Here is a 24,272-nt window from a genome sequence, read left to right as displayed (position 1 = left end):
TTTCGATTTCTGAAACAGGAATCGAAGGGGGGCTTTACTGTTTTAGTGAAGAGAAAATGAATCTTGGCTTAGATCATGGATGCGCAAGATGACTTGTGTGCCGCTACCCAGCACACTCTCGATCGTCAAGCCGTATTCAGGTCCATAAAACATTTTGACCCGATGATTGACGTTGGCTAGCCCAATGTTCTTTTTGGCATGGGTGGAGGGCGTCTTGATTTTTTGCTGCAAGCCTTCGAGTTTTTCTGGCGGTATCCCGCTGCCGTTGTCTTGTACCACGATCACCAGATCATGGCCGTCTTTGGTGATCGTCAAACGGACAAACCCTGGATAGGTGATGCCTTCCAAGCCATGGGAGATGGCGTTTTCCACCAATGGTTGAATCAGGAGGGGCAATATTTGGACTTCTTTTTGGTCGATCTCATTGGAGACTGAATAGGAAAAGTTGACTCGATCGCCAAAGCGCATCCGCTGGATCTTGACATATACGTGAACGGCATCTAAGGACTCTTCTAAACTCGTTCGCTTGGTTCCGTGGGCTTCTAGCGTATAGCGCATCGATTTTGCCAGTAATTTGATGGCGTAAACGACGTCAGAATTGCCGGAAGTCAGCGCCATCATGCGAATCGTTTCTAACGTGTTGAACAAAAAGTGGGGATTGATCTGCCCCGCTAAGATATTAAATTCCATTTGCTGTTGTTGAGTCAACAGCTCTTGCTGCGCCAGACGCGAACGGTAGATCTCTTCTTCTTTTTTCTTGATTCGTTGAATGATCTTATGGAAATCAAGAGAGATCTGAGAAATTTCGTCTTCGCCGCTAATATTTTGAAAGAAATCATAATCCTCGATCGAGGCAAAGTAGACCGCCTGCTGCAGTTGAGAAATTCGTTTGGTAAAGAATCGAGCAAACAGAAAGACGATGATGAAAGTAGTGATCAAAATCACCAAAACGATCGTGCTCCAACGGATCAGATTGGCGCGTAGATTGCGATAGGCATTTGTATCCGCACTATAAATTGTGATGATGTCTTCTTTGTTACTCATGGGTAAGGTGCTTTTGGTGAGCATCACCTTGGTACCATCATCTTTTAAAAAGGCAGCACTCGTTTGCGGCTCAGAAAGAGTTGTAAGCTGTCCCGGTTCACCGACTTGATTGATTTTGTCGCTATAAAAGATGACATCATCATTTAACTGTAATTCCAATTCATAGGATGAATTACGAAGTCGGTTGCTGAGATAATTATAATCGACTTGGATCTCCAAAACGGCAGTTTCTTTTGATAAAGGCAAAGGCAACGTTTTATAAAGACTCAAACGATTTGCTTTGTAATCCTCTGGCATCGTCATCAAAAAAGCATCGGGTTGCTTGAGGGCTCGTTGGTACCAGGCGGTCGCTTGAATTGTGTCATCTGCCTGTTGAAAATATTTATAGTTCGGAATGGTTTGATTCGTCGTATAGATAGTTAATTTCGCAATCGAGGTTTGAAGATTTCTGATCTCATCTAGCTGATCATAGCTATTGATGTCCACGATCGCTTCTTGGTCGTCAAGGTAATTGGCAGTTAAAAGCTGACGTAGATGAGTATCGTTTGATAAGGAACTCGCCGTGTTGGTCAGCGTGTTTGTTGTATCAAAAAGAACAGATTTGACACGCTGAGCATTCAACTCTGCCAAGTGTTGGTAATTGCCTGTCAGCTGTTTGGTTGAATCGTAGACCAATAAGAGACCTATAGTCACTGTGGATAAAAAAACAACAGGCAGATAAAGAATGAATAATTGTCGCCGAATGGAAAACTGACTCAGACGACGAAAAAGTGAGAGATGACTGATTTTTTTCATGCTTGTTGATTACGAAAGATAGAAAGCAACAGGAACGAACTACAATAAATAACGAAAGAAAAACCAAAAATCAACAAGAGGAATTTAAACAATGGAAATAAAACAACAAAACAAAACGCAGCGATAGGAATAAGCGCGAGGGCTAACGAACGGATAGGGTCCGCAATCGGTAACAGAAACGCGTTTTTTAATGTTTGCCTAAAGCTGTTTTCATAACGTCCAATTAACGCGAGGCAATAGACTAACACAATAAACAGATAAATAGCTGTAACAATTAGAACGAAGGCAAAAATACTGGCAAGAATGGTTTTTGAGGAAAACCAAAACAAGCTACTATACAGTAGTGCTACCATGGGCAATCCAAGAAGGAGAAAACTACCGGTGGCTTTCATAAAGTTTGCTCGTAGCGCTCGGACATAGCCCACGATCAATTCACCACGCTCTTCATCCGCATAACGAATCGTCACTTCATAAAGGGCAGCTGTCGCAGCTCCAATCGTAATAATTGGCAAACAGCTAATGATATATAGTAAATTTAACAATGTGAATTGTGAAAAAACGGTGGTTATTTTGTACAGTTGACCATCAGGATTGTACTTCATTTTTATCCCTCCAAAATTGATATATTCCTATAGTACTCGCAAAAAACAAATTTTGAAAGCCTTACCATTTAGGTGTCTTTTATCTGAAACCTTGATGTATCAGCATTCTTTATAAATAAAAGAAAAATAAAGTCTAAAATGTACGGATTGACCTCTATTTTTAACAGGTGGCAAATGAGATTTCAGGTGCTAGTATTAAAAATGTAAAAGCGGTTACAAAAAAAGGGGGAGGAAAATGGAAAGTAAACTAAGCAGTGTCCCAAGAAAAAATAAGCGGGTGACACGAGAAGGGAAGATTTTGTTTTTATGTATCGTTCCCTTTCTGATTCTCGTGTTTTTGTTCTCTTATTTTCCTTTGCACGGATGGATTTATTCACTTTATGATTACAAACCAGCATTAGGTTTAGCGCGCAGCGAGTTTGTAGGCTTCAAATGGTTTCGACTTCTTGTCTCTAGTCCAACACAAGTGGATCAGATCGTACAAGTAATGAAAAACACCTTTGCCATGAGTTTTTTAGGGATCGCCACTTCGATCCTACCAGTAGGCTTCGCCATTTTATTGAACGAAATCAAGTGCAAATGGTTTAAAAACTTGGTCCAAACGCTGACCACGCTGCCGAATTTTATCAGTTGGGTTTTGGTGTATACGATCGCCTTTAGCTTGTTTTCTTCAACAGGGCTGGTAAACACGTTGCTACAAGAATGGGGCTTCGTTACAGATCCAGTCAAATTTTTGGATAGCGGCAATCATACGTGGCTTATGATGTGTCTTTGGAATATTTGGAAAGGCTTGGGCTGGGGTGCCATCATGTATCTTGCAGGCATTTCAGGAATTGACCCCGAATTGTATGAATCGGCACGAATCGATGGGGCGAATCGTTTCCACCTGATGCGTCATATCACACTACCTGCCTTGATGCCGACGTTTCTTGTGATGCTGATGCTGTCTATCGCCAACTTGTTGAACAACGGGATGGATCAGTACTTTGTTTTCCAAAATGCATTCAATCGAAATACGATCCAAGTCCTCGATTTGTATGTCTACAATTTAGGGATGGGTGGAAATAGTCTATCTCTGGCTACCGCGATCAGTATGCTAAAAAGTGTCATTTCTGTTGCTTTGTTAGCCATCGTCAATATTGCTTCGAAAAAAATTCGGGGGACATCCATTATTTAGAAGAGGAGGATATCTATGGAACTATCGATTAGTGAAAAGAAAAAGGCGAAAAAAGTACCCAAACGCGAAAACCTGACGTTTAGTATTCTCAATTATACCTTTTTCTTTCTGATTACGTTGATTTGCGCGTATCCTTTTTATTACTTGATTATTAATTCAATCAGTAATAATGAGTTGAGTGCGTTAGGACAAATTCGCTTTTTTCCACAAGAGATCCATTTTGAAAACTACAGTCAAGTGTTACAACTAAAAGGGTTGCCATTAGCCGCAACCGTTTCGGTGGCTAGAACGGTGATCGGAACAGCAGCAACCGTCTTAGCTTCAGCCTTCTTAGGCTTTATGTTTACCCAAGAAAAAATGTGGAAACGAAAATTTTGGTATCGCTTTGTCGTGATTACAATGTATTTCAATGCAGGGCTGATTCCATTATTCATCACGATGAAGACATTAGGTTTAACGAATAATTTTTGGGTCTATATTTTGCCGGCTGTCGTTCAGCCTTTTAACATCATCTTAGTGAAAACCTATATTGAGTCAATCCCCAAATCGTTGCAAGAAGCAGCTGAAATGGATGGAGCTGGCATCATTCAAGTATTCTTTCGGGTAATTTTACCCAACTGTACGCCGATTTTAGCAACAGTCGCGATCTTCTCGGCAGTTGGTCAATGGAATTCTTTCCAAGATACACTGATTTACATTACGGATCAAAGTCTCTACTCCTTGCAATACCTTCTTTATACGTATATCAATCAAGCCAATTCGTTGGCACAAATGGTCAAAAATACATCGGGATCACTTTCCAGTATCGCTTCAGCTGCAACAACGCAGACACCGACTTCGATTCGCATGACCGTTTCAGTCATTGTTGTTTTACCAATCATGTTTATTTATCCGCTTTTCCAGAAATATTTTGTCAAAGGAATTATGTTGGGTGCGGTGAAAGGTTAATAAAAAGAAAGAGGGAAGAAAATGAAAAAAATGTCGAAATATGTAACAACAGGTTTGTTAGGCATGACATTGCTAGGTAGTTTAGCCGGCTGTGGAGGAGCGGCTGACTCTGACACAGACGCTGCTTCCAGCGAAAGTGGCTACGATGAAACGATCACGATCGATGTCTATAATGGGCTAGCCAACTATATGGGGATGCAAGAAGGTTGGTTTGCCAAAATCGTGCGGGATAAATTCAATATGGAATTGAACATCATCGCACCAAACGTTGCTGGAAACGGAGACACTCTTTATCAAACGAGGACGGCAGCAGGTGATTTGGGCGATTTGATCATTGTTGATAATGGCCAACAATACAACGAATTGGTTGAAGCTGGTTTGTTGACCGATGCGAGCGAGTATTATGAAACTATGGAAAATGTTCAGCGCTTCGATGCGGCTGTTCAAAATCTAAACAAAGATGCCGATGGTCTATATGGCTTTCCAACTTCCGTTTCTACATTAAAAGCCACCGATCCTTCAGAAGGATTAGATCCTACATTTGGTGCTTATGTGCGTTGGGATCTTTATGGGGAGCAAGGATATCCAGAAATCGGTACATTGGAAGACCTGCTTCCTGTGATTCAAAAAATGCAAGAAGACAATCCAACAACAGATTCTGGGAAAAAAGTTTATGGGTTTTCTCTATTCAGCGATTGGGACGGCAACATGATGAATGCAGGCAAACAGCTGGTCACCTACTATGGGTACGATGAATCAGGTTTTGTCTTGGCAAAAGCGGATGGTTCTGATTATCAAAGCATTCTCGATAGTGATTCTGAATATATTCGCGCACTTAAGTTTTATTTCCAAGCCAATCAAATGGGCTTAGTGGATCCAGAATCAACGACGCAAAATTACGATACACTTTTTGCCAAATTCCAAGAAGGACAAGTCTTATTCTCATGGTGGCCTTGGTTAGGTCAAGCGGCTTTTAATACGACTACGAACTTGAATGAAGGAAAAGGCTTTATGTTGGCACCGATTCAAGACCAAAAAATCTTCTCTTATGGTGCGGAAGTTTACGGTGGCAAACAATTTATCGGGATCGGTTCAAATGCCGAAGACCCAGAGCGAATCGCATCCTTCATTGACTGGCTCTACTCTTCAGAAGGCGTGTTAGCAAATTCTTCTCAAACAAGCGGTAGTAGTGGCCCTGAAGGCTTAACTTGGGAAATGAAAGATGGCGAGCCTGTCTTAACTGAGTTTGGGAAACAAGCGTTGCTAGATGGCGATGGGGATGTGCCAGAAGAATATGGTGGCGGAAGTTACAAAGATGGTGTATCCGCGCTAAACGTCAATACGGTATTACCGATCGATATCAATCCTGATACCGGCTTCCCATATGCTTATACGATGTGGGAGAGCTATCAAAATGAAACAACCGATCCTGTAAAAGAAGATTGGTCAAAAAATATGGGTGGTGCAGAATCGACCATTGGCTATTTAGAGGAGAACGACCAATTGTTAGTTGCCCCTGGTGCCAGCTATGTAGCGCCAGAAGATAGTTCAGAGATCTCTACGTTGCGGAACCAAGCCAAAGCGACAATCATCGAGTACTCTTGGCGAATGGTTTTTGCCAAAGATGAAGCAGAATTTGACCAATTGCTAAAAGAAATGCAAGAAACAGCAGACGGCTTAGGCTATCAAACAGTGCTAGAATTTGACATGAATAATGCGAAAGATCAAAACGAAAAACGGGTAGAAGTAGCGAAAGAATTTGGGGACTAATCAAAAACAAAGAATCATAAAAATGGTTGGTCAACGGTTCCTTGACAAAAGTGAGTAAACAGCGTTTGGTTAAGCAATCACTTAAGAAGATTGATCCAGCACCAGCGGATCAGTCTTCTTTCTTTAAGGAGGAAAACAATGATAGTGGATAAAAAAGATCGTCTGCTTTTTATGGGAGATTCGATCACAGATAGTAATCGAAATTATCAAGCGATACCTGCGGGATGGTCGTCATGGGGGGACGGCTATGTTCATCTGATCAACGCCTATACCACAGCATTACTCCCACAAATGGAATTAATGATCGTTAACCGAGGCATCAGTGGAGATACAGTCGTCGATTTGAAGAAGCGTTGGAAGGATGATGTATTGGCATTTCAACCAGATTGGGTAACGATCATGATCGGTGTAAATGATGTGTGGCGGCATTTTGATGGCACATTTGCTCAAACGGAACTGGTGGGGATTGAAAGATTTGAATCAGAGTTGCGTGATTTGATCGCTCAGACATTACCGAGTGTCAAAGGAATGATTCTCTTGACCCCGTTTATGGTTGAAGCCAACAAAGAAGATCCACTAAGAGAAATGCTTGCCAACTACCAACACGTGCTTGCTAAAGTAGCGCAAGAGTATGGTATCCTTTTAGGAGATACGCAGGAAAAGTTTGATGATTTTTTGCTTTATCAGTCATCCTATGTCTTAAGCAGTGATCGTGTGCATCCGTCGACTGCAGGACATGTGTTGATTGCAAAAACATGGCTGGAAACAGTCGGTATTTTGGAGGAAAGACCATGATCACAGTAGAAACGATCCACCAAGTCGCGCATCAAGGCCCCTTTTTCCCAAATTGGCAATCTTTGGGCGCTTTTGTTCTACCGGAATGGTTCCCCAAAGCAAAATTTGGGGTCTTCATTCATTGGGGATTGTATAGTGTTCCTGCATTTAATAACGAGTGGTACTCCAGAAATATGTACATCAAAGACCATCCGGAATACGATCACCATATCAACACCTACGGTCCGCAAAAAAACTTCGGCTACAAAGACTTTATTCCCATATTTACTGCAGAAAAATTCGATGCAAATGAGTGGATTCGACTGATCAAACAAGCCGGTGCCAATTATCTTTTTCCCGTTGCAGAACATCACGATGGGTTTCAGATGTACAAAAGCGAGCTTTCTGAATGGAATGCGGCAGTTATGGGACCGAAAAAAGATATTCTTGCGGAATTAAAAGAAGCAGCTGAGGAACAAGGCCTGCATTTTTGCACCTCATCTCATCGTGCCGAACATTGGTTTTTCATGGGACATGGTAAGGAATTTGACAGCGACATCAAGGAACCGTTAGAAAAAGGCGACTTTTATTGGCCTGCTATGCCAGAACCTGATAATCAAGATTTGTATAGCGAGCCATATCCCTCAAAAGAGTTTTTAGATGATTGGCTACTGCGAACCTGTGAACTCGTCGACAACTATCAACCAGAGCTGCTGTATTTTGATTGGTGGATCCAACACGAAGCCTTCAAGGAGCACCTGCAAGTTTTCGCTGCTTACTATTACAATCGTGGGGCTGAATGGGGCAAAAAAGTTGGTATCTGCTACAAACACGATGCCATGATGTTTGGTAGTGGTATTGTGGAGATCGAACGGGGAAAATTTGCCGAACCACAACCTTTTTACTGGCAAACAGATACAGCGATCGCTCGCAATTCATGGTGTTATACCACAACGTTGGATTACAAAACAACGCGTGAGATTTTACAGGATTTGATCGAAGTCGTCAGTAAAAATGGCAATCTTCTTTTGAATATCGGGCCGAAAGGGAATGGTTCGATCCCAGAAAAAGATCAAACGATCTTAAAAGAAATCGGTGCGTGGCTGGATGTAAACGGTGAAGCCATTTATGAAGCGAAACCATGGCGCAAAGCCGGGGAAGGACCCACGACCGTTGTCTCAGGCCAATTTCAAGAGGCACAGGCGACGACATACACGAGCCAGGATTTCCGCTTTACGGTTCAGGGGGATTCGTTGTATGCTATTGGCATGGCAAGTCCTGAGAATGGACACGCAAGGATCCAAGCACTGGCCCAGTCTAAAGATCAAAATTTGCCAGAATTTCACGGCATCATCCAAACCGTGACGATTCTAGGACACGAAGAACAGCCTATTGATTGGCAAGTGACCGATGAAGGCTTGCAACTAACTTTTGAACCAATTGAAACCGACCAACCAATCGTCTATAAAATTACAATGAAATGAGGCGCAATCCGTGATACATGAAAAAAGAACCGCACTTTTACCAGAAAGCCAAGCCAGTTTAACCACGTATGTCATGGAAAATTCTCCTGAAATGGAACCAGATCGTGTTCGACCAGCGGTCATCATCTGTCCTGGCGGCGGCTATGAAATGTTGTCTGATCGCGAAGCGGAACCCATCGCCATCAAAATGATGAGCTTTGGTTTCCAAGCCTTTGTGTTGCATTATAGTATCAAACCGGCTGTCTATCCGTTAGCCTTAAAGGAATTGGCGGCTGCCGTTCGTCTTGTGCGCACCAATCATGAGGTCTGGCACGTCGATCCTGAAAAAATCATTGTTGCCGGTTTTTCAGCTGGCGGTCACTTAGCTGCTAATCTGGGTGTGTCTTGGCAGCAACCTTTTCTAGCAGAGGCTTTACAAGGAGCCAATGAAGAATGGCGACCTAACGGGTTACTGTTGAGTTATCCGGTCTTATCTAGTGGTGAACTTGGGCACCAAGATTCCTTCCGTTCATTATTAGCAGATCGCTATGAAACTGAAAAAGCGGCTTTGTCTTTAGAGACTTTAGTCAATGAACAGACACCGCCGACGTTTCTTTGGCATACGTTAGAAGATGGATTAGTCTTGGCGGAAAACAGCCTCCTTTTTGCCGAACAGCTGCGCAAATTTAATATACCTTATGAGCTGCACATTTTCCCTCGCGGTGGTCATGGACTAAGTTTAGGAACACCGGAAACCGCCAACGGCAATCAACACGGGATCGAAGCATCGGTTGTCCGTTGGCCAGAATTGTTTGCTGATTGGGTGAGGTGGAACATCTAAGAGGAATTCAAAAAAACAGTATAATCTTTAATCAATCATCTTTGTCTAATTCTCAAATCCGTTTTTTCAGCAGTATAAAAAGGATTTACTGAAAACATAAGATTGAGTGCTTGGTTCATTTACAAAATTAGGAAAGCGAAAGGGGTATTCAGTGAAAGTCAGATTAAAAGACATTGCAAAAGAAGTAGGTGTATCGATCGCAGCCGTTTCTCAAGTGTTAAATGACAAACCGATTCGGATCACAGAAGAAAAAAAACAGCAAATCAAGCGCTTGGCGGCAGAAAACAATTATACGCCGAATGCTGCGGCTAAAAGCCTGGTTTTGAAAAAAACCAATACGATCGGACTGATCATCCCAGATATCAACAATCCTTTTTTTGCCAACTTGGCCAAGGTCTTAGAAGATTTGCTGCGAAAACAGGGGTATCTGCTGATTTTGGTCAACTCAGATGATAAAGTTGACGTTGAGAAGGAATTGATTCAGCTCCTGATTGACCGCAACGTTGATGCGTTGATCATCGCCCTTTCAACCGAATCCTACGCGGATGAGGTACAAACCAAAGAACGATTGAAGAATCTTTCGGTTCCAATCGTTTTGGTTGATAGAGGAATAGATAACTTTGAGGTCGATCAAGTCTTTTATAATAATCGGCATGGGGGATATATTGCTACCAGTGAGCTAATAAAAAAAGGACACAAAAAGATCGGCACGATGATGAACCCTGATAAAAATATCAATTGTGTGTATCGATACCAAGGCTATTTAGATGCGCTGAAGGAATTCAATCTCCAACGAAAAGACAGTTGGCATGTGGTAACAAAGTTCCAATTTGAAGACGCCTATGAAAAAGCAGACATTCTCTTAAAAAACCGAGATGTAACCGGCATTGTTGCTGGCAACGACTTGATTGCATTGGGAATTATGAAGCGTGCCAAAGAACTAGGAATCAAGGTTCCAGAGGATGTTTCGATCGTAGGATACGACAATCTTGTTTTGAATGATCTTTTAGAAGTATCTCTAACGTCTGTGGAACAAGATGTAAATGATTTAGGTGAAAAAACGGTTCTTGCCTTGATGAATGCAATCAGCGGACAGAAGCCACGTTACGTCCAATTGACACCTAGATTGATAAAAAAGAACAGTGTGACTGAAAGAGTTTCCTAGCGAAACTCTTTTTTACTATTGACAGCGCTTTAAAACGATGCTATTCTTTGTGTGAACATTAGATAAAACGCTTTATCAGATGTTCGCTTTTTTTTAGAAAAATGATAAAACGTTTTATCAAAGGTGAGAGGAGAATACGTATGTCAAAAAAAGAAGTCATTATTGATACGGATCCGGGGATCGATGATGCAGTTGCGTTGGGAATTGCTCTGTTTAGTGAAGTCTTGGAGGTCAAGTTGATCACGACAGTGGCCGGAAATGTCGGTATTGAACATGTCACCAATAATTTACTGAAACTGCTTTCCTTTTGGGATTTGTCGATTCCAGCAGCACAAGGTGCATCTCAGCCACTAACGCGAGCAGTCAAAGATGCCAGCGATGTTCATGGGGTCACAGGAATGGCCGGCTATTCATTTCCAGAACCAGATCGTTCATTGCTGCTGGAAACTTCAGCTGTGGAAGCGATGTATCAAACGATCAAAAAGAATAAAGAAAAAATCACAATTGTCGCATTAGGTCCTCTAACGAATATTGCTCTTTTACTTAAGATTTATCCAGAAGTCAAAGAAAAAATCGATGAGATCGTTTTAATGGGCGGAGCCTTAGGCAGAGGAAACTTTGGTGTATTGTCAGAGTTCAATATTGCGATTGACCCCGAGGCTGCAACGATTGTTTTTGAGAGCGGCTTACCACTTTCTGTAGCACCATTAGATGTGGGCGCCAAAGCGCTTGTTTACCCAGAAGACAGTGCAAAAATCAAAGAAATGAATCAAACCGGAGATATGATGGTTCAATTATTCAAAAAATACCGTGGTGGCAGTTTTGGCACGGGGCTGAAAATGTATGACAGTTGCGCGATCGCTTATCTTTTGTGTCCAGAGATGTTCACTGTTCAAGAGACTTTTGTTGCGATCGAAACACAAGGAGCCTACACAGCAGGTGCGACAATTGTCGATCTCAACAATCGTCTGAAGCAGAAAAACAATTGCCGTGTTTGTGTCGATATCGATGAAGCGCTCTTTAAAGAATGGTTTTTACAGGCAATCAGCAAGTGTAAATAGGAGGGGAAAGAAATGATAGAAGCGATTTTAGTACTCGTTGTTTTGGGGATCGTCGGATATTTTATTATTAAGAGTTATAATCCAGCATTGATTTTGATTATTGGGGCACTTGTCTTGCTTTGTGCATCCGTTGCTTTAGGAAATCCGCTTTACCCAGAAGGCGAAGGGACTGGCTTGGCCTTATTCGATATTTTTTTAAAGCTTAAAGATACGATCATCTCTCAAGTAAGTTCTGCTGGTCTAGTGATCATGATCTTATTCGGATATTCAGGTTATATGAATCTCATTGGTGCCAATCAAAAAGCTGTCAATATCCTGGTTCAGCCAATGACCAAAATCAAGTCTAAGGCATTATTTATTCCGATCGTTTTCTTATTAGGGAATTTGATGTCGTTAGTCGTCCCAAGTGCATCTAGTTTGGCAATAATTTTGATGGCAATCCTTTATCCACTGCTTCAAGGGATTGGTATCTCTTCCTTAACAGCAGCCGGAGTTATCGCAATGACTGCCACGATCATGCCGACGCCATTAGGTGCGGATAATGTGATTGCGGCTCAGACATTGAATTACAACATCTTAACTTATGTTCTGTACCATGCGAAAATTTCCATCCCAACATTGCTGATCATGGCCATTGTTCATTACTTTTGGCAAACGTATTGTGATAAAAAAGAAGGCAAAGATGCCTTTGTAGAACTAAAAGAAATTGAAAGTAAGTCAGAAGAAACGGCTGTTCCTGGATTTTATGCAATTTTACCACTCCTTCCTTTGGTGTTAATCATTATCGTTGGTATAATCGGTATATTCAAAGAAGGTGTAACAATGGATATTTTCGTCCTAACGATGATTTCCTTTTTTGTCGCATTACTGATTGAATGTTTGAGAAAGAAATCTTTCAAAATCGCGCAAGAAAGTGCAGTGGAACTATTCAAAGGAATGGGACAAGGGTTTAGTCAAGTAGTCATGTTGGTTGTGGGTGGATCATTATTTACCACAGCTATCCAAAGCTTAGGAGTGATTGATTCACTAATGAGTGCGGTAGAAAATTCTCAATCTGCTGGCGTGTTAACGGCATTGATATTCAGCGGCGCAACCGCATTGTTCGGTATTTTGAGTGGCGGAGGATTGGCGATGTTTTACGCTGTGATTGAACTGATTCCCGATATTGCCGCTAAAGCGGGAATTGACGGGATTTTGATCGCCTTGCCAATGCAGATGATCGCCAATCTTGGCAGAACGATCTCACCAGTTGCCGCTGTAATTATGATTGTGTCTTCTTCAATCGACGTCAGCCCTGTTCGGTTACTGAAACGAACCAGCGTTCCAACGATCGTTGGGATTATAGCAGTGGTCATTTTGTCGTTGGTATTGCTCCCTTACTAGAGTCATGAATGAACCTCAAAGGGCGTCACGACAAGAATTAGCAGAGATTTTTCAAATGTTCATCGAAGCAAAGCAGCAGATGAATAGAAGGAAAATCTACCAGTGGACTGATACTTATCCCTCCCTAGAAATCTTAGCGAAGGATATCGAGAAAAAGGAACTGTTTGTGTTGAAGGATGAAAATAAAAACATTGTAAGTGCCGGTGTTTTGTCAGTTGACTCATTGTCAAATTGTAGCAAAGAATATCATGGGATAAGAACGATTCAGCGACTCGTTGCGAGACCATCTCAAGCGGGGCAAGGCTTTGGCCGCCAGTGGATCAGAAGCTGTTTGGAACAACAGTGTGATGAAGGGGAAACACTTCTTTCAATCACAAATCATACCAATCTGCCCATGCAGCGATTATTTGTAAAAACAGGGTTTTTAAAGGTTGGTGAAACGACCATTGAGGGTCGGGAAGCCTTTGGTCCTTTTTATATATTCAAGAGAAATAGGTGATTTTTTGAGTAATATAACGATTTTAGGTAGTGTGAACATGGATATCGTGATCACGACAACACGAATGCCGAGGATCGGCGAAACGATCATTGGGGAGCAAATTGATTATTTTGTCGGGGGCAAAGGAGCAAATCAAGCAGTAGCAGCTTCTCGTTACGGTGCATCAACAAAATTTTTAGGGAAAATCGGGGAAGATACTTTTGGGGAAAAGGTTCTTCAGCACCTCAGCAGAGAAGCTCTCGATTTATCGGCTGTTTCCCGTGAAAAAAATATGTTCACAGGAATTGCGAGTATTTTTAAATTAGCAGAGGATAATTGTATCACTGTCGTCCCCGGTGCGAATGGACTGATCGATGAAGCCTACGTTCAGCAAACAATCAGTGAACTTTCACAAGGGGATATCTTACTTACTCAACTGGAAATTCCTGTGGAAACAATCAAACAAGCATTGATTCTTGCCAAGAAAAAAGGAGTTCTAACGATTTTGAATCCTGCTCCTTACAATGAAATCGTACCGGAACTCCTGCCGTATATTGATATTTTGACACCAAATGAAACGGAATTTGCCGCTTTGATCGGTAAAGAGGCCATTTTGGAAGACGAAATTGAGCAGGTCATTGCTGATTGGCAAAAAAAATATGCCACGCGAATCGTTGTCACACGAGGAAGCAAAGGGGTAACATTTGTAGAAAAGTCACAAGTTGTGACGATTCCATCGAACAAAGTTTCAGTTGTAGACACTACCGGTGCGGGGGATACCTTTAATGGCATCTTGGCAGCAGCTTTAGGGGAAGGAGCCGATTTTTATGAAGCCGTTTGTATGGCGAATAATGGAGCTAGTCTGTCCGTTCAAAAGCTGGGGGCTCAAACAGGAATGCCACTAAAAAGTGAAATAGAAGAGTTTATGAAGCAGCAGGTTGATTCATTTACCTGAAAGACTATGTACAATTAGCAAACGACTATTCCTGAAAAAAGGCATCTGCGCCTCTAAAAAGAAGCGCAGATGCCTTTTATATAGGTAAGATTTATGCGGTGAAAACAACTGTTCCTTGATAAAAGCTTTTGCTGACGAAGCCTTTACGGGCAACGAATTCTGCCGTACAAGTAGCTGGTGTCAGTAAGAAATCAGCCGAATCACCAACCTTAGGCCATTGCTGCGCACCGTTTTTATCCAACGGGACTTTGCCATCCGTGACTAAACCTAATGCTTGCGTCAAGTCTTCCTGACTTTTGACGGCAAAAATCTCTAAATAGCGGGCCAGTTTTTCTTGTAAAGAACCATCTCCTAGAGAAGACCAAGAATCATAGACGTTGTCGCAACCAATATGAACAGCAACGCCATAGCTTTGCAATTCCTTAAGCGGTGGAATCGTGCCAGGGCTGATGGGAATACTTGAAATGATGTGGATCTCTAAATCTGCTAAGGCTTGAAAGACTTCTTTGCGTTCTGTGCCTTCAAAGTCATTTAGACCAAAGGCGTGACTGATCGCCACATTTCCTTGCATATTGAATTCCTTCGTCAAACGAATCATTTCTTTGACGGTCGCTCTGCCAGCTTCTTGCCGATCGTGAAGATGGAGGTCAATCCCGACATGTCCTTTTTGAGCAAGTTCAAAAGTTGTCCGTAAGGAAGCCTGGTAATCTTGATCGAGTGTATAAGGATCAACACCGCCAATAAAAGATGCTTTGCCCGTTGCTAAGGCTTCTTCAATCAAAGAAGCAGCATTTGAGCGCAATAAGCCATGTTGTGGGAATAAGACCAACTCCGAGCCAAAAGGTTGTTCGGCAACTAATTCGGTAATCGCATCAAAATAACGCAGCTGAGTCATTGGTTCAATATCAATATGTGAGCGGAACATCACCGCACCATGAGGCAGTTCTAAATCGATCAGCGCTTGTCCGCGTTCTTTGATCGATAACGGCAAGGCATCTAATTGGGGAATCTCAGTTTCAAATCGTTCCACCAAGCTAGCTGCCGGCGTTACTGGACGCCAAGGAGTACCTAATTTACTTTTGTCCAAATGACAATGTTTTTCGATCAATCCTGGCAACAATAACTGATTTCCCCCATCAATGATCGTCGCTTCGCTTGATGCCTGCCATTCGGTCATCGGCACGATCTCCGCTATTTTTCCATCATTGATCCCGATTGCTGTATTTTCTGTTTTGGTTCCATAAGACCAATCGTCTTCTTTTAAATAACTCGTCTCAAGTTGTACATTTGTAAGCCATAAATCCAAGAAATCGCCTTCTTTCGTATTTGCTTCATGGTATCACAAGTAAAGCTGGTTCCCAACCAAATCGCTTGCAAAAAAACAGACAATCTAAAACGTTTTAGTATTTACGCGATTTTCCATTAGGAAATCGAAAAAAATAAAAATTATTTTTTATGAGAACGCTTGAATAGAGAAAAGATGTCTGGTAATATGTGGATGTAACGAAAAGGTTTTCGAAAAAAGGGGGACAAATATGCTGTTACTAAGATTGCTAGCATTTTTGATTGATTGCATGATCATTTTTTTACCAAGTACCATGCTTAGCTATCTCCTAATGGTACCTGCTGGAGTAACGATTGTCTTGCCACAACTTCTCTTTGTGGTCTACAACATGATTTGTTTGAGTAGTTTTGAGGGGAAAACGATTGGCAAACATTTTGCGAAACTCGTTGTTTTTACGAATCAACGTAATTTATTAACTGTAGGAATGAGGGAAGTAGCAAAATTGCTCTACTTTTTACCAATGATCGGTTGGTTGTTTTTCACTGGTTCTTTCTTCCTCTATCTAGGTACGAAAAAAACGTTACACGACATTTTAGGACAAAGTGTAGTGGGGTTCAATAAGAAACAGGGGAATGATCAGTATGAACGAAACCTCCTTCGATGAGTTGTTAACAGGGAATCCTTTATTGGAGATCAATACACAAGCGCTACTTTTGTTAGTTATTTTTGCTTGGGCTAGTGCTAGTCTTATTGCTTGGAAGTGGCGAAACGAATACCAAGCCGCAAAAATAATTAGAGATTATGCTTACTATGCGCCACTCCACTTGATCGTAGGATGGGTGTTTCTTAACGCAGCAATTGTCCTAGTAATTGGTAGTTATTTCATGGGCTTGATTGTACTTTTGTTTCGGTCCAATAACTATTTTTATAAATAAAAAATTTTTGAAAGAAACTAAAACGTTTTCTGAAGAAGTAGGAGGAAAAAATGGAGACAGCGATGCAGTATTTAAAAGAAGACCCTTGGAAAATTACGGAAAAGACCTTTGATACAAAATGGTTAGGCAAAGCAGAAGCCATCATGTGTTTGGGCAACGGGTATCTGGGGATGCGCTCTGTGACAGAAGAGAAATATGTTGGCGAAACGCGTAATCTTTTTGTTGCAGGAACCTTTAATAAATTCGACGAAAATGAAGTGACTGAGCTTCCTAATGTGCCGGATATGATTGGAATGGAGCTCCTTTTTGATGGCGAACGATTAGATTTATCAAAAGGCAAATATTCAAACTATTCACGTGTCTTAAATTTGAGAACTGGGGAACTCACGCGCTCCTTTCAATGGAAACATGGTCAGATTAATGTCGAACTGACCTTTAAGCGATGTGTTTCCTTTGCCCAAAAGCATGTGTTTGCGCAACAAGTGCTGGTCGAAAATTTAGGAAAAGAAGTCACGTTGGAAATTATTTCTGGTATTGACGGACAAAAGACAAATAGCGGCTCACAGCATTTTACTGAAGGTGACAAATCATTAACAGAAAATCGTTTCTTACAAATGATGCCAAAGACCACTCAATCTAAGATCGCCTTTGTTCTTTCGACAGCACATAATCTAGAAAAAACAGAAGATTGCTATGATGGAACCAAGAAGCGGATCGAGATGGGAAGACGGAAAATCTACAATCGTTACTGGCAAACCTTGGCACCTAATGAGACGTTGAAGCTTGAGAAGTTTTCTTCTGTTTATACCACGATCGATAAAGAGCATTTAGGAAAGACACCACAAGATTTGAAGAAGATTGCCCTTGAAGAGCTGAAAGAGATTCGCAAAAACGGCTATCAGGAATTAGCAAAAGCTTCAGCAGCGGCATGGGACAAAGAAGTCTGGTCCGTCTTTCCAATCAAAATCAAGACAGAGAACACACTAGATCAATTAGCGATTCATTTTGCAAAATATCATCTACATGTGATGACACCAGCCCATGACGAACGCATGAACATAGGTGCCAAAGGCCTATCTGGGGAAGGGTACAAAGGACATACCTTTTGGGATACAGAGATTTTTATGCTGCCATATTTTACCTTCACACACCCAGAAATCGCCAAAAAATTAGTGACTTATCGCTATTTAGGTTTGGCTGGTGCCCATAAAAAAGCTACTGATAACGGCTATCAAGGCGCCCAATTTCCGTGGGAAGCTGCTTGGCCTGAAGATGGTGAGACTACGCCAGTTTGGGGCGCTGCGGATATCCTTACGGGCTTACCAACGAAAATTTGGTCAGGATTTATTGAACAGCATATTACCAGCGATGTCACCTACGGCATCAAACAATTTATTGATGTAACGAATGATCAACAATTTGCATGGGAAAAAGGCTATGAAGTGATTTTTGATACGGCGATCTTCTGGGCGAGTCGTTTAGAGTGGTCCGAAGAAAACCAGCGCTTTGAAATTTTAGACGTAGTCGGACCAGATGAATATAAGGAGCATGTCGATAATAATGCTTTCACGAATCATACTGCGCACTGGAACATTCAATTAGCTATTTCATTGTATGAAGAGTTGAAAAAGAACCAGCCAGAACAATTTACGAAACTAGCTGAAAAATTACCATTAAATGAAGCTTATCAAGAATGGCAAGCAAAAGTAGCTGCTATTTATTTACCGCAACCGAATGAAGCGGGAATCATCCCGCAAGATGATACCTATTTGACGAAAAAAGAGATCGATCTCACGAAATATAAAAATGATTCGCAAGTAGGCACACTGTTCCATGAGTATAACTTAGAACAGGTCAACGAGATGCAAGTTTCGAAACAAGCGGATGTTCTTTTGCTCTTGTTCTTATTTGAGAACCTTTTTCCAAAAGAAGAGAAACGGTTGAATTGGGATTACTATGAGCCGAAAACGTTGCATGATTCTTCCTTATCCTTATCGACACATGCCATCCTCGCTGCTGATTTAGGGGAAATAGCACTTTCTTATGATTTGTTTCAACAAGCAATCAACATTGATATGGGAGAAAATATGCTGTCTTCCAATGAAGGGATTCATGCAGCATCACTCGGCGGTATTTGGCAAATGACGGTCTTCGGCTATGGTGGTGTCCGTTGTTTAGACGGCCAGTTAAGAATCGAACCACATTTACCAAAGGCTTGGGAAGCACTTGAATTTGGTATTATGTGGCACCAACAGCCATTAAAGATTGAGGTCACACAGGAAGGTTTTACGGTCACCAACCATGGGGAGCAAGCGATTGAGTTTATCGCTTTTGATAAGGTTTATCTGCTTGAAGAACAAATCAAAATCACTTTTTAGGGGGAAATAAAATGACTGGATGGAAAAAAGTAGTAGGAACAGGGCTTCTATTGTCTGGAGCAGTGGTGCTGGCAGCTTGTGGTGGAAACGAAGACACCAGTAGTTCGACAGATCAGACGGATTTCACGGGGGATTCGTTAACGATCGGTGTTTGGGGTGGCAACGAGGCAGAAGAAAAATCGTTGGATGAAATGATCCAATCTTTTGAAGAAGCAACGGGTGCTACAGTTGAAAAGAAAGTATATACCGATTATAATACCCAAATTCAAGCTGACATGGCTGGTAGAACGGCACCAGATGTCTTTTACGTGGATGCCTATATGTTCCCATGGTTCTCAGAGAATGGCACACTTGCAGAGCTGGATCCGGCTAATTTTGAAAGTGAGCAGTTTTATGATAGCTTGATCGATGCTTTTACGACTTCGGATGGACAACTGCAGGCTGTTCCCAAAGATATGTCAACTTTAGCACTCTATTTCAATACAGCGATTTTTGAAGAAGCGGGTGTGTCGATCGATGAAGTGCCAGACACACTTGAAGCGTATGTTGAGTGGCTGCCGTCGTTCCAAGAAAAAATCAATGAGGCGTATGGTGACGGAAATGTTTTTGCCATGAGCTATAACCAAGATATGGCTCGCAACTATCATCTTGCAACGCGGGAAAATGCTCAACCAATCAATGAAGATGGGACGGCTAATTTGGCTGATCCAGCAGTAGTTGATAATCTTTCGATTTTAAAAGAGTTGGTCGATACGAAAGCAGCTGTTACACCGCAAGATATCGGAACAGGTTGGAACGGCGAAGCTTTTGGTTCTGGAAAAATTGCGATCATGGATGAAGGAAACTGGGTGTATGAGACACTTAAGACAGAATTTCCTGATATTCCTTTTGTTGTAAAAGAAATGCCAACGTATAAAGGAACGGAAGGGTCAATGATGTTTTCTGTCGGTTGGGGAAAATATGTTGGGACTGAAAAAAGTGCCTTGGCAGATAAATGGATTCAACACGCTACTGGTCAAAGCGGTATGCAAGCATGGGTTGAAGGAACCGGGACATTACCTAGTCGTCAAGATGTAGCAGATGCGGCTAAAATCACAGAAAACAGTGACTTGAATGTTCACCTAGAGGCTTGGGATTATGCAACGATTTGGCAAAAGGGCACCACTTTAGATACGATCAACAAAGCCTATCAAAACTTTTTACCGAATGCTTTAAATGGAAACATGACCTTTGAAGAAGCAATGGAAGCTGCTGATGAACAAGCGAACGCAGATATTACAGCAAACTAGTCTGAATTTGAACGAGGGAGAGGAACTCCTCTCTCTTTTCTTTTGGGAAAGGTGACAACATGATGGAACGAAAAAAAACTAACTATACAAAAAGCCAATGGCAAGAAATCCGACAAGCGTGGCTCTTTCTGGCTCCAGCAATCATTGTCGTAGGAATCTTTTTCGTCTTAGCTGTTCTCTTTGCTTTTTATCTATCTTTCAACGACGTCAATTTGTTTACCAATACATTTTCTTTTAAAGGGATAGAAAACTATTTACGTATCTTCACCGATCAAAAAGCGCGAATCGCTCTTAGAAATACGGCCACGTTTGCCTTGGTCGTCGTTCCGTTACAAACGATTTTTGCTTTGATTATCGCGTATATTTTAAGCAGCAAAGGAATCAAGGGGAAGAAACTGTTTCGGATGGTTTATTTTTTGCCAACTTTAACCTCTAGTTCAGCATTGACGATCATCTTTATGTTTATTTTTAATATTTACGGTCCAGTCAATGACTTATTTATGAATTTAGGATTTTACTCAGAACCAATCAATTTTTTACAAGAACCGGCCTATGCGTTGAAAGTGATTATGGTAATGAATATCTGGTCGACCGTGCCTTATTATATGACAATCTATTTGGCTTCTTTAGTTGATCTGCCACATTCTTTGTACGAAGCAGCAGAGATCGATGGTGCGACAACCGTGGATAAATTACGGTATATCACGATTCCCTATCTACGCCCAATCACTACCTATGTACTGCTGACGGGGATCATTGGTACCTTTCAGATGTTTGACCAGGCGTATATCTTCTCGAACGGATCAGGGGGACCCAACAATTCGACTCTGACCTTGTCACTAATGATTTACCAATACGCCTTTGGACAAATGAACACGATGGGGTATGCGGCAGCATTAGCGATCGTTTTAGCAATTATTATCTTTATCACGTCACTTTTAGCAGAAAAATTGAACAAAGAAAGAGGGTAACGTCCGTGAGAGGAAAAGAGAAAACAAAAATTTTAAAGATCTTGCTCTATACGATCTTGATTCTTTATGCAGTACTGACCTTTTATCCTTTTGTCTGGGCAATTGCTGCATCTTTCAAACCCTATAGAGAAATTGTTTCTGGGGATATGAGTTTGATCCCCAATGAGTTTACTTTAGACAATTTTCGATATGTCTTGGGGCGCTCTTCTTTGTTTATGCGCTGGTTTCTAAACTCCGTGATTATATCCGTTATTGGAACGACCATCAATATTTTATTAAATACGATGGCAGGTTATGCCTTAGCAAGATTAAATTTTCCGGGGCGTGAACGAATTTACTATGGATTTTTGGCATTGATGATGGTGCCAGCTCAGGTTTTGTTGATTCCAAATTACTTAATCTTGATGAATCTAGGAATGTTAGATAGTTTTTCAGCGTTGATTTTACCAGCTGCGATCAACATCGGGAATATCTTTATGATGCGTCAATTCTTTTTATCTTTTCCAAAAGATGTGGAAGAAGCTGCGGCAATCGATGGTCTCGGCAGATTTCAAACATTCTTTCGTATCGTGATGCCATTAGCAAAACCATCCATCGCAACACAAGCTGTCTTTATTTTTATGGGCTTTTGGAATGAATTCATGAAACCAATGCTCTATTTGACCACGCCAAGTAAATATACTTTGACTCTAGGGTTGCAGACTTTCCAAAGTCGAAATGGTGGTGTACGATGGGATCAGACGATGGCGGCAAGTGTGATCACGATCATTCCCATTGTGATCATTTACTTGCTGTTCAACAAATATTTCTTACAAGGAGTGCGAATGGATGGCGAAAAATGATTCATTTAAAGTAAGAGCACAGGAACTTTCTCATCAAACCCCTGAATACTTAGAAACATTGTTTGCAGTTGGCAATGGTCAAATTGGCGTGCGTGCAGGTCACCCCTTAAAAGTCAATGAGCTTTACGAGGGAAACCCAGGCTCCTTTGTTAATGGTTTTTTTGATAGTGAGACGATCCAATATGGTGAGTGGGCATACGGCTATGCCAAAGAGCATCAGACGATCATCAAGCTGCCGAATCTAAGAGGCGTACGTTTACAGATTGGTGACGAGGACTCTAGTGCTTCAGAATGGCAAGTAAAGCCTATACAAATGACTTTGGATTTGGAAAAAGGCGTGTTGGATGAATCCTATAAAGTAGTAACGCCACTAGGTAAAACTTTTGAATTGGTGATGCAGTCGTTTGCCTCTGTGACACGAAGTGAACTTTACGTCTGTCAGTATCAAATTAAGAACACCAATTTCTCAGAGCCAATTTCCATAACACATCCGTTAGAACAAAAAGCAGCAATTGTTCAAACAGATGATCCTCGGGTTGCTAGTAAAGCACATCACTTACGAAAAGCTGATTATCAGGATTATGCGATTTGGACTGCTGAAAATAGTCAACGAAGTATAGCAATTCGAGTGATCAATGGCGAAAAGCAATTACAAGCAGAGGAAACGCTTACGACGGTTTTCCAAATGAAACTACTTGAAGATAATCAAAATCACGAAACACCTTTTAACCAAGAGTTAGCCGATTTTGAAGTTCTCTTGCAAGAGCAGCAACAAAGTTATCAGCAATTTTGGGCGGCAAGTGATATCCAAATCGAAGGAGATCCAGTTCTTCAAAAAGGCATTCGGTTCAATTTGTTTCATTTGAATCAAGGTGCGGGGCGAGACGGCAGAACAAATTTCGCAGCCAAAGGATTGACTGGCGAGGGATATGAAGGGCATTACTTCTGGGATACGGAAATGTATCTGTTGCCATTTTTTATTTTCACGAACCCTGAAATAGCCAAGGCATTGCTTTCCTATCGCGGGAAGATCTTGCCGCAAGCCAAACAACGGGCGCAGGAGCTAAGCCAAGAGGGTGCTTTGTTTGCTTGGCGAACAATTGATGGAAATGAGACGAGTGCTTATTATCCAGCGGGAACTGCCCAAGTCCATATCAATGCGGATATCGTTTATGCATTCCAATTGTATGAACGAGTGACTGGCGACCAGGCATTCATCGAAACGGTTGGCAGTGAAGTTGTTTTTGAAACGGCGAAATTCTGGTTGAGCTATGGCGATCTAGTAGAAAAAGAGGGCAAACTTGCCTTTTGCATCAATGGAGTGACTGGACCTGATGAGTACAGTGCCCTTGTTAATAATAATTTTTATACGAATAAAATGGTTCAAAATAATCTATATTATGCCATTGAGTTAGCACAGCGGTATGGTAAATACCAAGAAATAATTAGTGCTTGGCAGCAAGCAGCCGACTTAATGTACTTTGGTTACGATGAACAGCGAGGGATTACGAAGCAAGACGATGGATTCTTAGAACAAGCAGTCTGGCCATTTGAGACTACACCTGCTGAAAAGTATCCTCTCCTGCTGCATTATCATCCAATGGTCATCTACAAACATCAAGTCTGTAAGCAAGCCGATACGGTTTTAGCCCAAATGCTCTATACAGGAGACTTCAGTCTTGAGCAATTAAAAAAAGATTATGACTATTACGAACAAGTGACGACGCATGATTCCTCCTTGTCTCGTTCTATTTTTAGCGTGATGGCGAGTCGAATCGGGGATTCTGAAAAAGCCTATCGTTATTTTATGGATACGGCTTTAATGGATTTAACGGATCTCCAAAAAAATGTTGTCGATGGCATTCACGCAGCAAATATGGGGGGAAGTTGGCTGAGCTTGATTTACGGTTTTGCAGGGTTGTATTACGATCAAGGCCTGCGATTAGCGAATCATTTGCCACAGAAAATAAAAGAACTAAAATTTACGCTCTTTTATCAAGGAGAACCTGTTAAAATCAGTTTAAAGGATCGCGATATTGACTGTCAGTTAGCGGAGACAACCCAATTGCTCGCTACGAAGACTGATGGTGGTATTTGGATAAAGGAGAGATAGCAA

21 protein-coding genes are annotated in these 24,272 nt (G+C 41.5%); 18 read left to right on the top strand and 3 right to left on the bottom strand.

The annotated features are described in order from the left end of the window. Window positions 1-42: 42 nt before the first annotated feature. Complete coding sequence (locus IGI88_RS03535; RefSeq protein ID WP_016621641.1) at window positions 43-1,839, bottom strand: sensor histidine kinase; 1,797 nt, start codon at window positions 1,837-1,839, stop codon at window positions 43-45. Next, complete coding sequence (locus IGI88_RS03530; protein ID WP_005234068.1) at window positions 1,836-2,441, bottom strand: YesL family protein; 606 nt, start codon at window positions 2,439-2,441, stop codon at window positions 1,836-1,838. The genes IGI88_RS03535 and IGI88_RS03530 overlap by 4 nt, the downstream gene beginning before the upstream one ends. Before the next feature lie 235 nt (window positions 2,442-2,676). Here IGI88_RS03530 and IGI88_RS03525 point away from each other — a divergent pair, with 235 nt between their 5' ends. The 11 genes from IGI88_RS03525 to rbsK all read left to right on the top strand — a co-directional run bounded on the left by IGI88_RS03525 (window position 2,677) and on the right by rbsK (window position 14,456). Next, window positions 2,677-3,618 carry an ABC transporter permease gene (locus IGI88_RS03525; protein WP_005228459.1) on the top strand — a complete coding sequence of 314 codons (942 nt, stop codon included), beginning with the start codon at window positions 2,677-2,679 and terminating at the stop codon, window positions 3,616-3,618. A 15-nt stretch (window positions 3,619-3,633) separates the two neighbouring features. After that, window positions 3,634-4,566, top strand: coding sequence for a carbohydrate ABC transporter permease (locus IGI88_RS03520; protein WP_005234069.1), 933 nt, complete (start codon window positions 3,634-3,636; stop codon window positions 4,564-4,566). A 21-nt stretch (window positions 4,567-4,587) separates the two neighbouring features. Continuing rightward, window positions 4,588-6,336, top strand: a complete 1,749-nt coding sequence (locus IGI88_RS03515; RefSeq protein ID WP_061053202.1) for a hypothetical protein — start codon at window positions 4,588-4,590, stop codon at window positions 6,334-6,336. A gap of 138 nt (window positions 6,337-6,474) precedes the next feature. Further along, the gene (locus IGI88_RS03510) at window positions 6,475-7,131 is read left to right on the top strand and encodes an SGNH/GDSL hydrolase family protein (protein ID WP_061053201.1); all 657 of its coding nucleotides are present in this window, start codon (window positions 6,475-6,477) and stop codon (window positions 7,129-7,131) included. Beyond that, window positions 7,128-8,594 carry an alpha-L-fucosidase gene (locus IGI88_RS03505; RefSeq protein WP_016612761.1) on the top strand — a complete coding sequence of 489 codons (1,467 nt, stop codon included), beginning with the start codon at window positions 7,128-7,130 and terminating at the stop codon, window positions 8,592-8,594. Before IGI88_RS03510 ends, IGI88_RS03505 begins: the two co-directional genes overlap by 4 nt. Before the next feature lie 10 nt (window positions 8,595-8,604). Next, complete coding sequence (locus IGI88_RS03500) at window positions 8,605-9,414, top strand: alpha/beta hydrolase (protein ID WP_008380605.1); 810 nt, start codon at window positions 8,605-8,607, stop codon at window positions 9,412-9,414. A gap of 151 nt (window positions 9,415-9,565) precedes the next feature. Then, entirely contained in the window at window positions 9,566-10,579 is a 1,014-nt protein-coding gene (locus IGI88_RS03495) for a LacI family DNA-binding transcriptional regulator (RefSeq protein ID WP_008380606.1), read from the top strand. 140 nt (window positions 10,580-10,719) lie between these two features. Then, window positions 10,720-11,640: a ribonucleoside hydrolase RihC gene (rihC, locus tag IGI88_RS03490; RefSeq protein ID WP_008380607.1), complete on the top strand. Its 921-nt coding sequence runs from the start codon at window positions 10,720-10,722 to the stop codon at window positions 11,638-11,640. A 12-nt stretch (window positions 11,641-11,652) separates the two neighbouring features. Next, entirely contained in the window at window positions 11,653-13,023 is a 1,371-nt protein-coding gene (dcuC, locus tag IGI88_RS03485) for a C4-dicarboxylate transporter DcuC (RefSeq protein WP_005234077.1), read from the top strand. Window positions 13,024-13,078: 55 nt separating this feature from the next. Further along, complete coding sequence (locus IGI88_RS03480; RefSeq protein WP_140965277.1) at window positions 13,079-13,522, top strand: GNAT family N-acetyltransferase; 444 nt, start codon at window positions 13,079-13,081, stop codon at window positions 13,520-13,522. A 4-nt stretch (window positions 13,523-13,526) separates the two neighbouring features. Further along, a complete protein-coding gene (gene rbsK, locus IGI88_RS03475; protein ID WP_429960211.1) occupies window positions 13,527-14,456 on the top strand; it encodes a ribokinase in 930 nt (309 codons plus the stop codon). Window positions 14,457-14,547: 91 nt separating this feature from the next. On the opposite strand, the gene IGI88_RS03470 is transcribed toward rbsK, so the two are convergent. Then, entirely contained in the window at window positions 14,548-15,762 is a 1,215-nt protein-coding gene (locus tag IGI88_RS03470) for an amidohydrolase family protein (protein ID WP_429960210.1), read from the bottom strand. A 229-nt stretch (window positions 15,763-15,991) separates the two neighbouring features. Here IGI88_RS03470 and IGI88_RS03465 point away from each other — a divergent pair, with 229 nt between their 5' ends. From IGI88_RS03465 to IGI88_RS03435, 7 genes are all read left to right on the top strand, one after another. After that, complete coding sequence (locus tag IGI88_RS03465) at window positions 15,992-16,405, top strand: RDD family protein (protein ID WP_005234081.1); 414 nt, start codon at window positions 15,992-15,994, stop codon at window positions 16,403-16,405. Next, complete coding sequence (locus tag IGI88_RS03460; protein WP_005234082.1) at window positions 16,383-16,676, top strand: hypothetical protein; 294 nt, start codon at window positions 16,383-16,385, stop codon at window positions 16,674-16,676. The genes IGI88_RS03465 and IGI88_RS03460 overlap by 23 nt, the downstream gene beginning before the upstream one ends. 50 nt (window positions 16,677-16,726) lie before the next feature. After that, on the top strand, window positions 16,727-19,054 hold the full coding sequence (locus tag IGI88_RS03455) for a glycoside hydrolase family 65 protein (protein WP_429960209.1): 2,328 nt from the start codon (window positions 16,727-16,729) through the stop codon (window positions 19,052-19,054). 11 nt (window positions 19,055-19,065) lie between these two features. After that, a complete protein-coding gene (locus IGI88_RS03450; protein WP_005234084.1) occupies window positions 19,066-20,343 on the top strand; it encodes a sugar ABC transporter substrate-binding protein in 1,278 nt (425 codons plus the stop codon). A 62-nt stretch (window positions 20,344-20,405) separates the two neighbouring features. Next, window positions 20,406-21,314, top strand: coding sequence for a carbohydrate ABC transporter permease (locus IGI88_RS03445; protein ID WP_008380619.1), 909 nt, complete (start codon window positions 20,406-20,408; stop codon window positions 21,312-21,314). 5 nt (window positions 21,315-21,319) lie between these two features. Further along, the gene (locus IGI88_RS03440; protein ID WP_016612747.1) at window positions 21,320-22,156 is read left to right on the top strand and encodes a carbohydrate ABC transporter permease; all 837 of its coding nucleotides are present in this window, start codon (window positions 21,320-21,322) and stop codon (window positions 22,154-22,156) included. Next, complete coding sequence (locus tag IGI88_RS03435) at window positions 22,143-24,269, top strand: glycoside hydrolase family 65 protein (RefSeq protein WP_429960208.1); 2,127 nt, start codon at window positions 22,143-22,145, stop codon at window positions 24,267-24,269. Before IGI88_RS03440 ends, IGI88_RS03435 begins: the two co-directional genes overlap by 14 nt. Window positions 24,270-24,272 lie beyond the last annotated feature (3 nt).

Source organism: Enterococcus sp. AZ179 (assembly GCF_050498885.1).
Classification (GTDB): Bacteria; Bacillota; Bacilli; order Lactobacillales; family Enterococcaceae; genus Enterococcus_D; species Enterococcus_D entomosocium.
The sequence above is the reverse complement of the archived record's forward strand: the minus strand, read 5'-3'. Positions and strand labels throughout refer to the sequence as shown.

Coding starts and splice junctions, on each gene's coding strand:
- IGI88_RS03535 (WP_016621641.1), bottom strand. CDS start 1,839: ATGAAAAAAATCAGTCATCTCTCACTTTTTCGTCGTCTGAGTCAGTTT.
- IGI88_RS03530 (WP_005234068.1), bottom strand. CDS start 2,441: ATGAAGTACAATCCTGATGGTCAACTGTACAAAATAACCACCGTTTTT.
- IGI88_RS03525 (WP_005228459.1), top strand. CDS start 2,677: ATGGAAAGTAAACTAAGCAGTGTCCCAAGAAAAAATAAGCGGGTGACA.
- IGI88_RS03520 (WP_005234069.1), top strand. CDS start 3,634: ATGGAACTATCGATTAGTGAAAAGAAAAAGGCGAAAAAAGTACCCAAA.
- IGI88_RS03515 (WP_061053202.1), top strand. CDS start 4,588: ATGAAAAAAATGTCGAAATATGTAACAACAGGTTTGTTAGGCATGACA.
- IGI88_RS03510 (WP_061053201.1), top strand. CDS start 6,475: ATGATAGTGGATAAAAAAGATCGTCTGCTTTTTATGGGAGATTCGATC.
- IGI88_RS03505 (WP_016612761.1), top strand. CDS start 7,128: ATGATCACAGTAGAAACGATCCACCAAGTCGCGCATCAAGGCCCCTTT.
- rihC (WP_008380607.1), top strand. CDS start 10,720: ATGTCAAAAAAAGAAGTCATTATTGATACGGATCCGGGGATCGATGAT.
- dcuC (WP_005234077.1), top strand. CDS start 11,653: ATGATAGAAGCGATTTTAGTACTCGTTGTTTTGGGGATCGTCGGATAT.
- IGI88_RS03480 (WP_140965277.1), top strand. CDS start 13,079: ATGTTCATCGAAGCAAAGCAGCAGATGAATAGAAGGAAAATCTACCAG.
- IGI88_RS03465 (WP_005234081.1), top strand. CDS start 15,992: ATGCTGTTACTAAGATTGCTAGCATTTTTGATTGATTGCATGATCATT.
- IGI88_RS03460 (WP_005234082.1), top strand. CDS start 16,383: ATGAACGAAACCTCCTTCGATGAGTTGTTAACAGGGAATCCTTTATTG.
- IGI88_RS03455 (WP_429960209.1), top strand. CDS start 16,727: ATGGAGACAGCGATGCAGTATTTAAAAGAAGACCCTTGGAAAATTACG.
- IGI88_RS03450 (WP_005234084.1), top strand. CDS start 19,066: ATGACTGGATGGAAAAAAGTAGTAGGAACAGGGCTTCTATTGTCTGGA.
- IGI88_RS03445 (WP_008380619.1), top strand. CDS start 20,406: ATGGAACGAAAAAAAACTAACTATACAAAAAGCCAATGGCAAGAAATC.
- IGI88_RS03435 (WP_429960208.1), top strand. CDS start 22,143: ATGGCGAAAAATGATTCATTTAAAGTAAGAGCACAGGAACTTTCTCAT.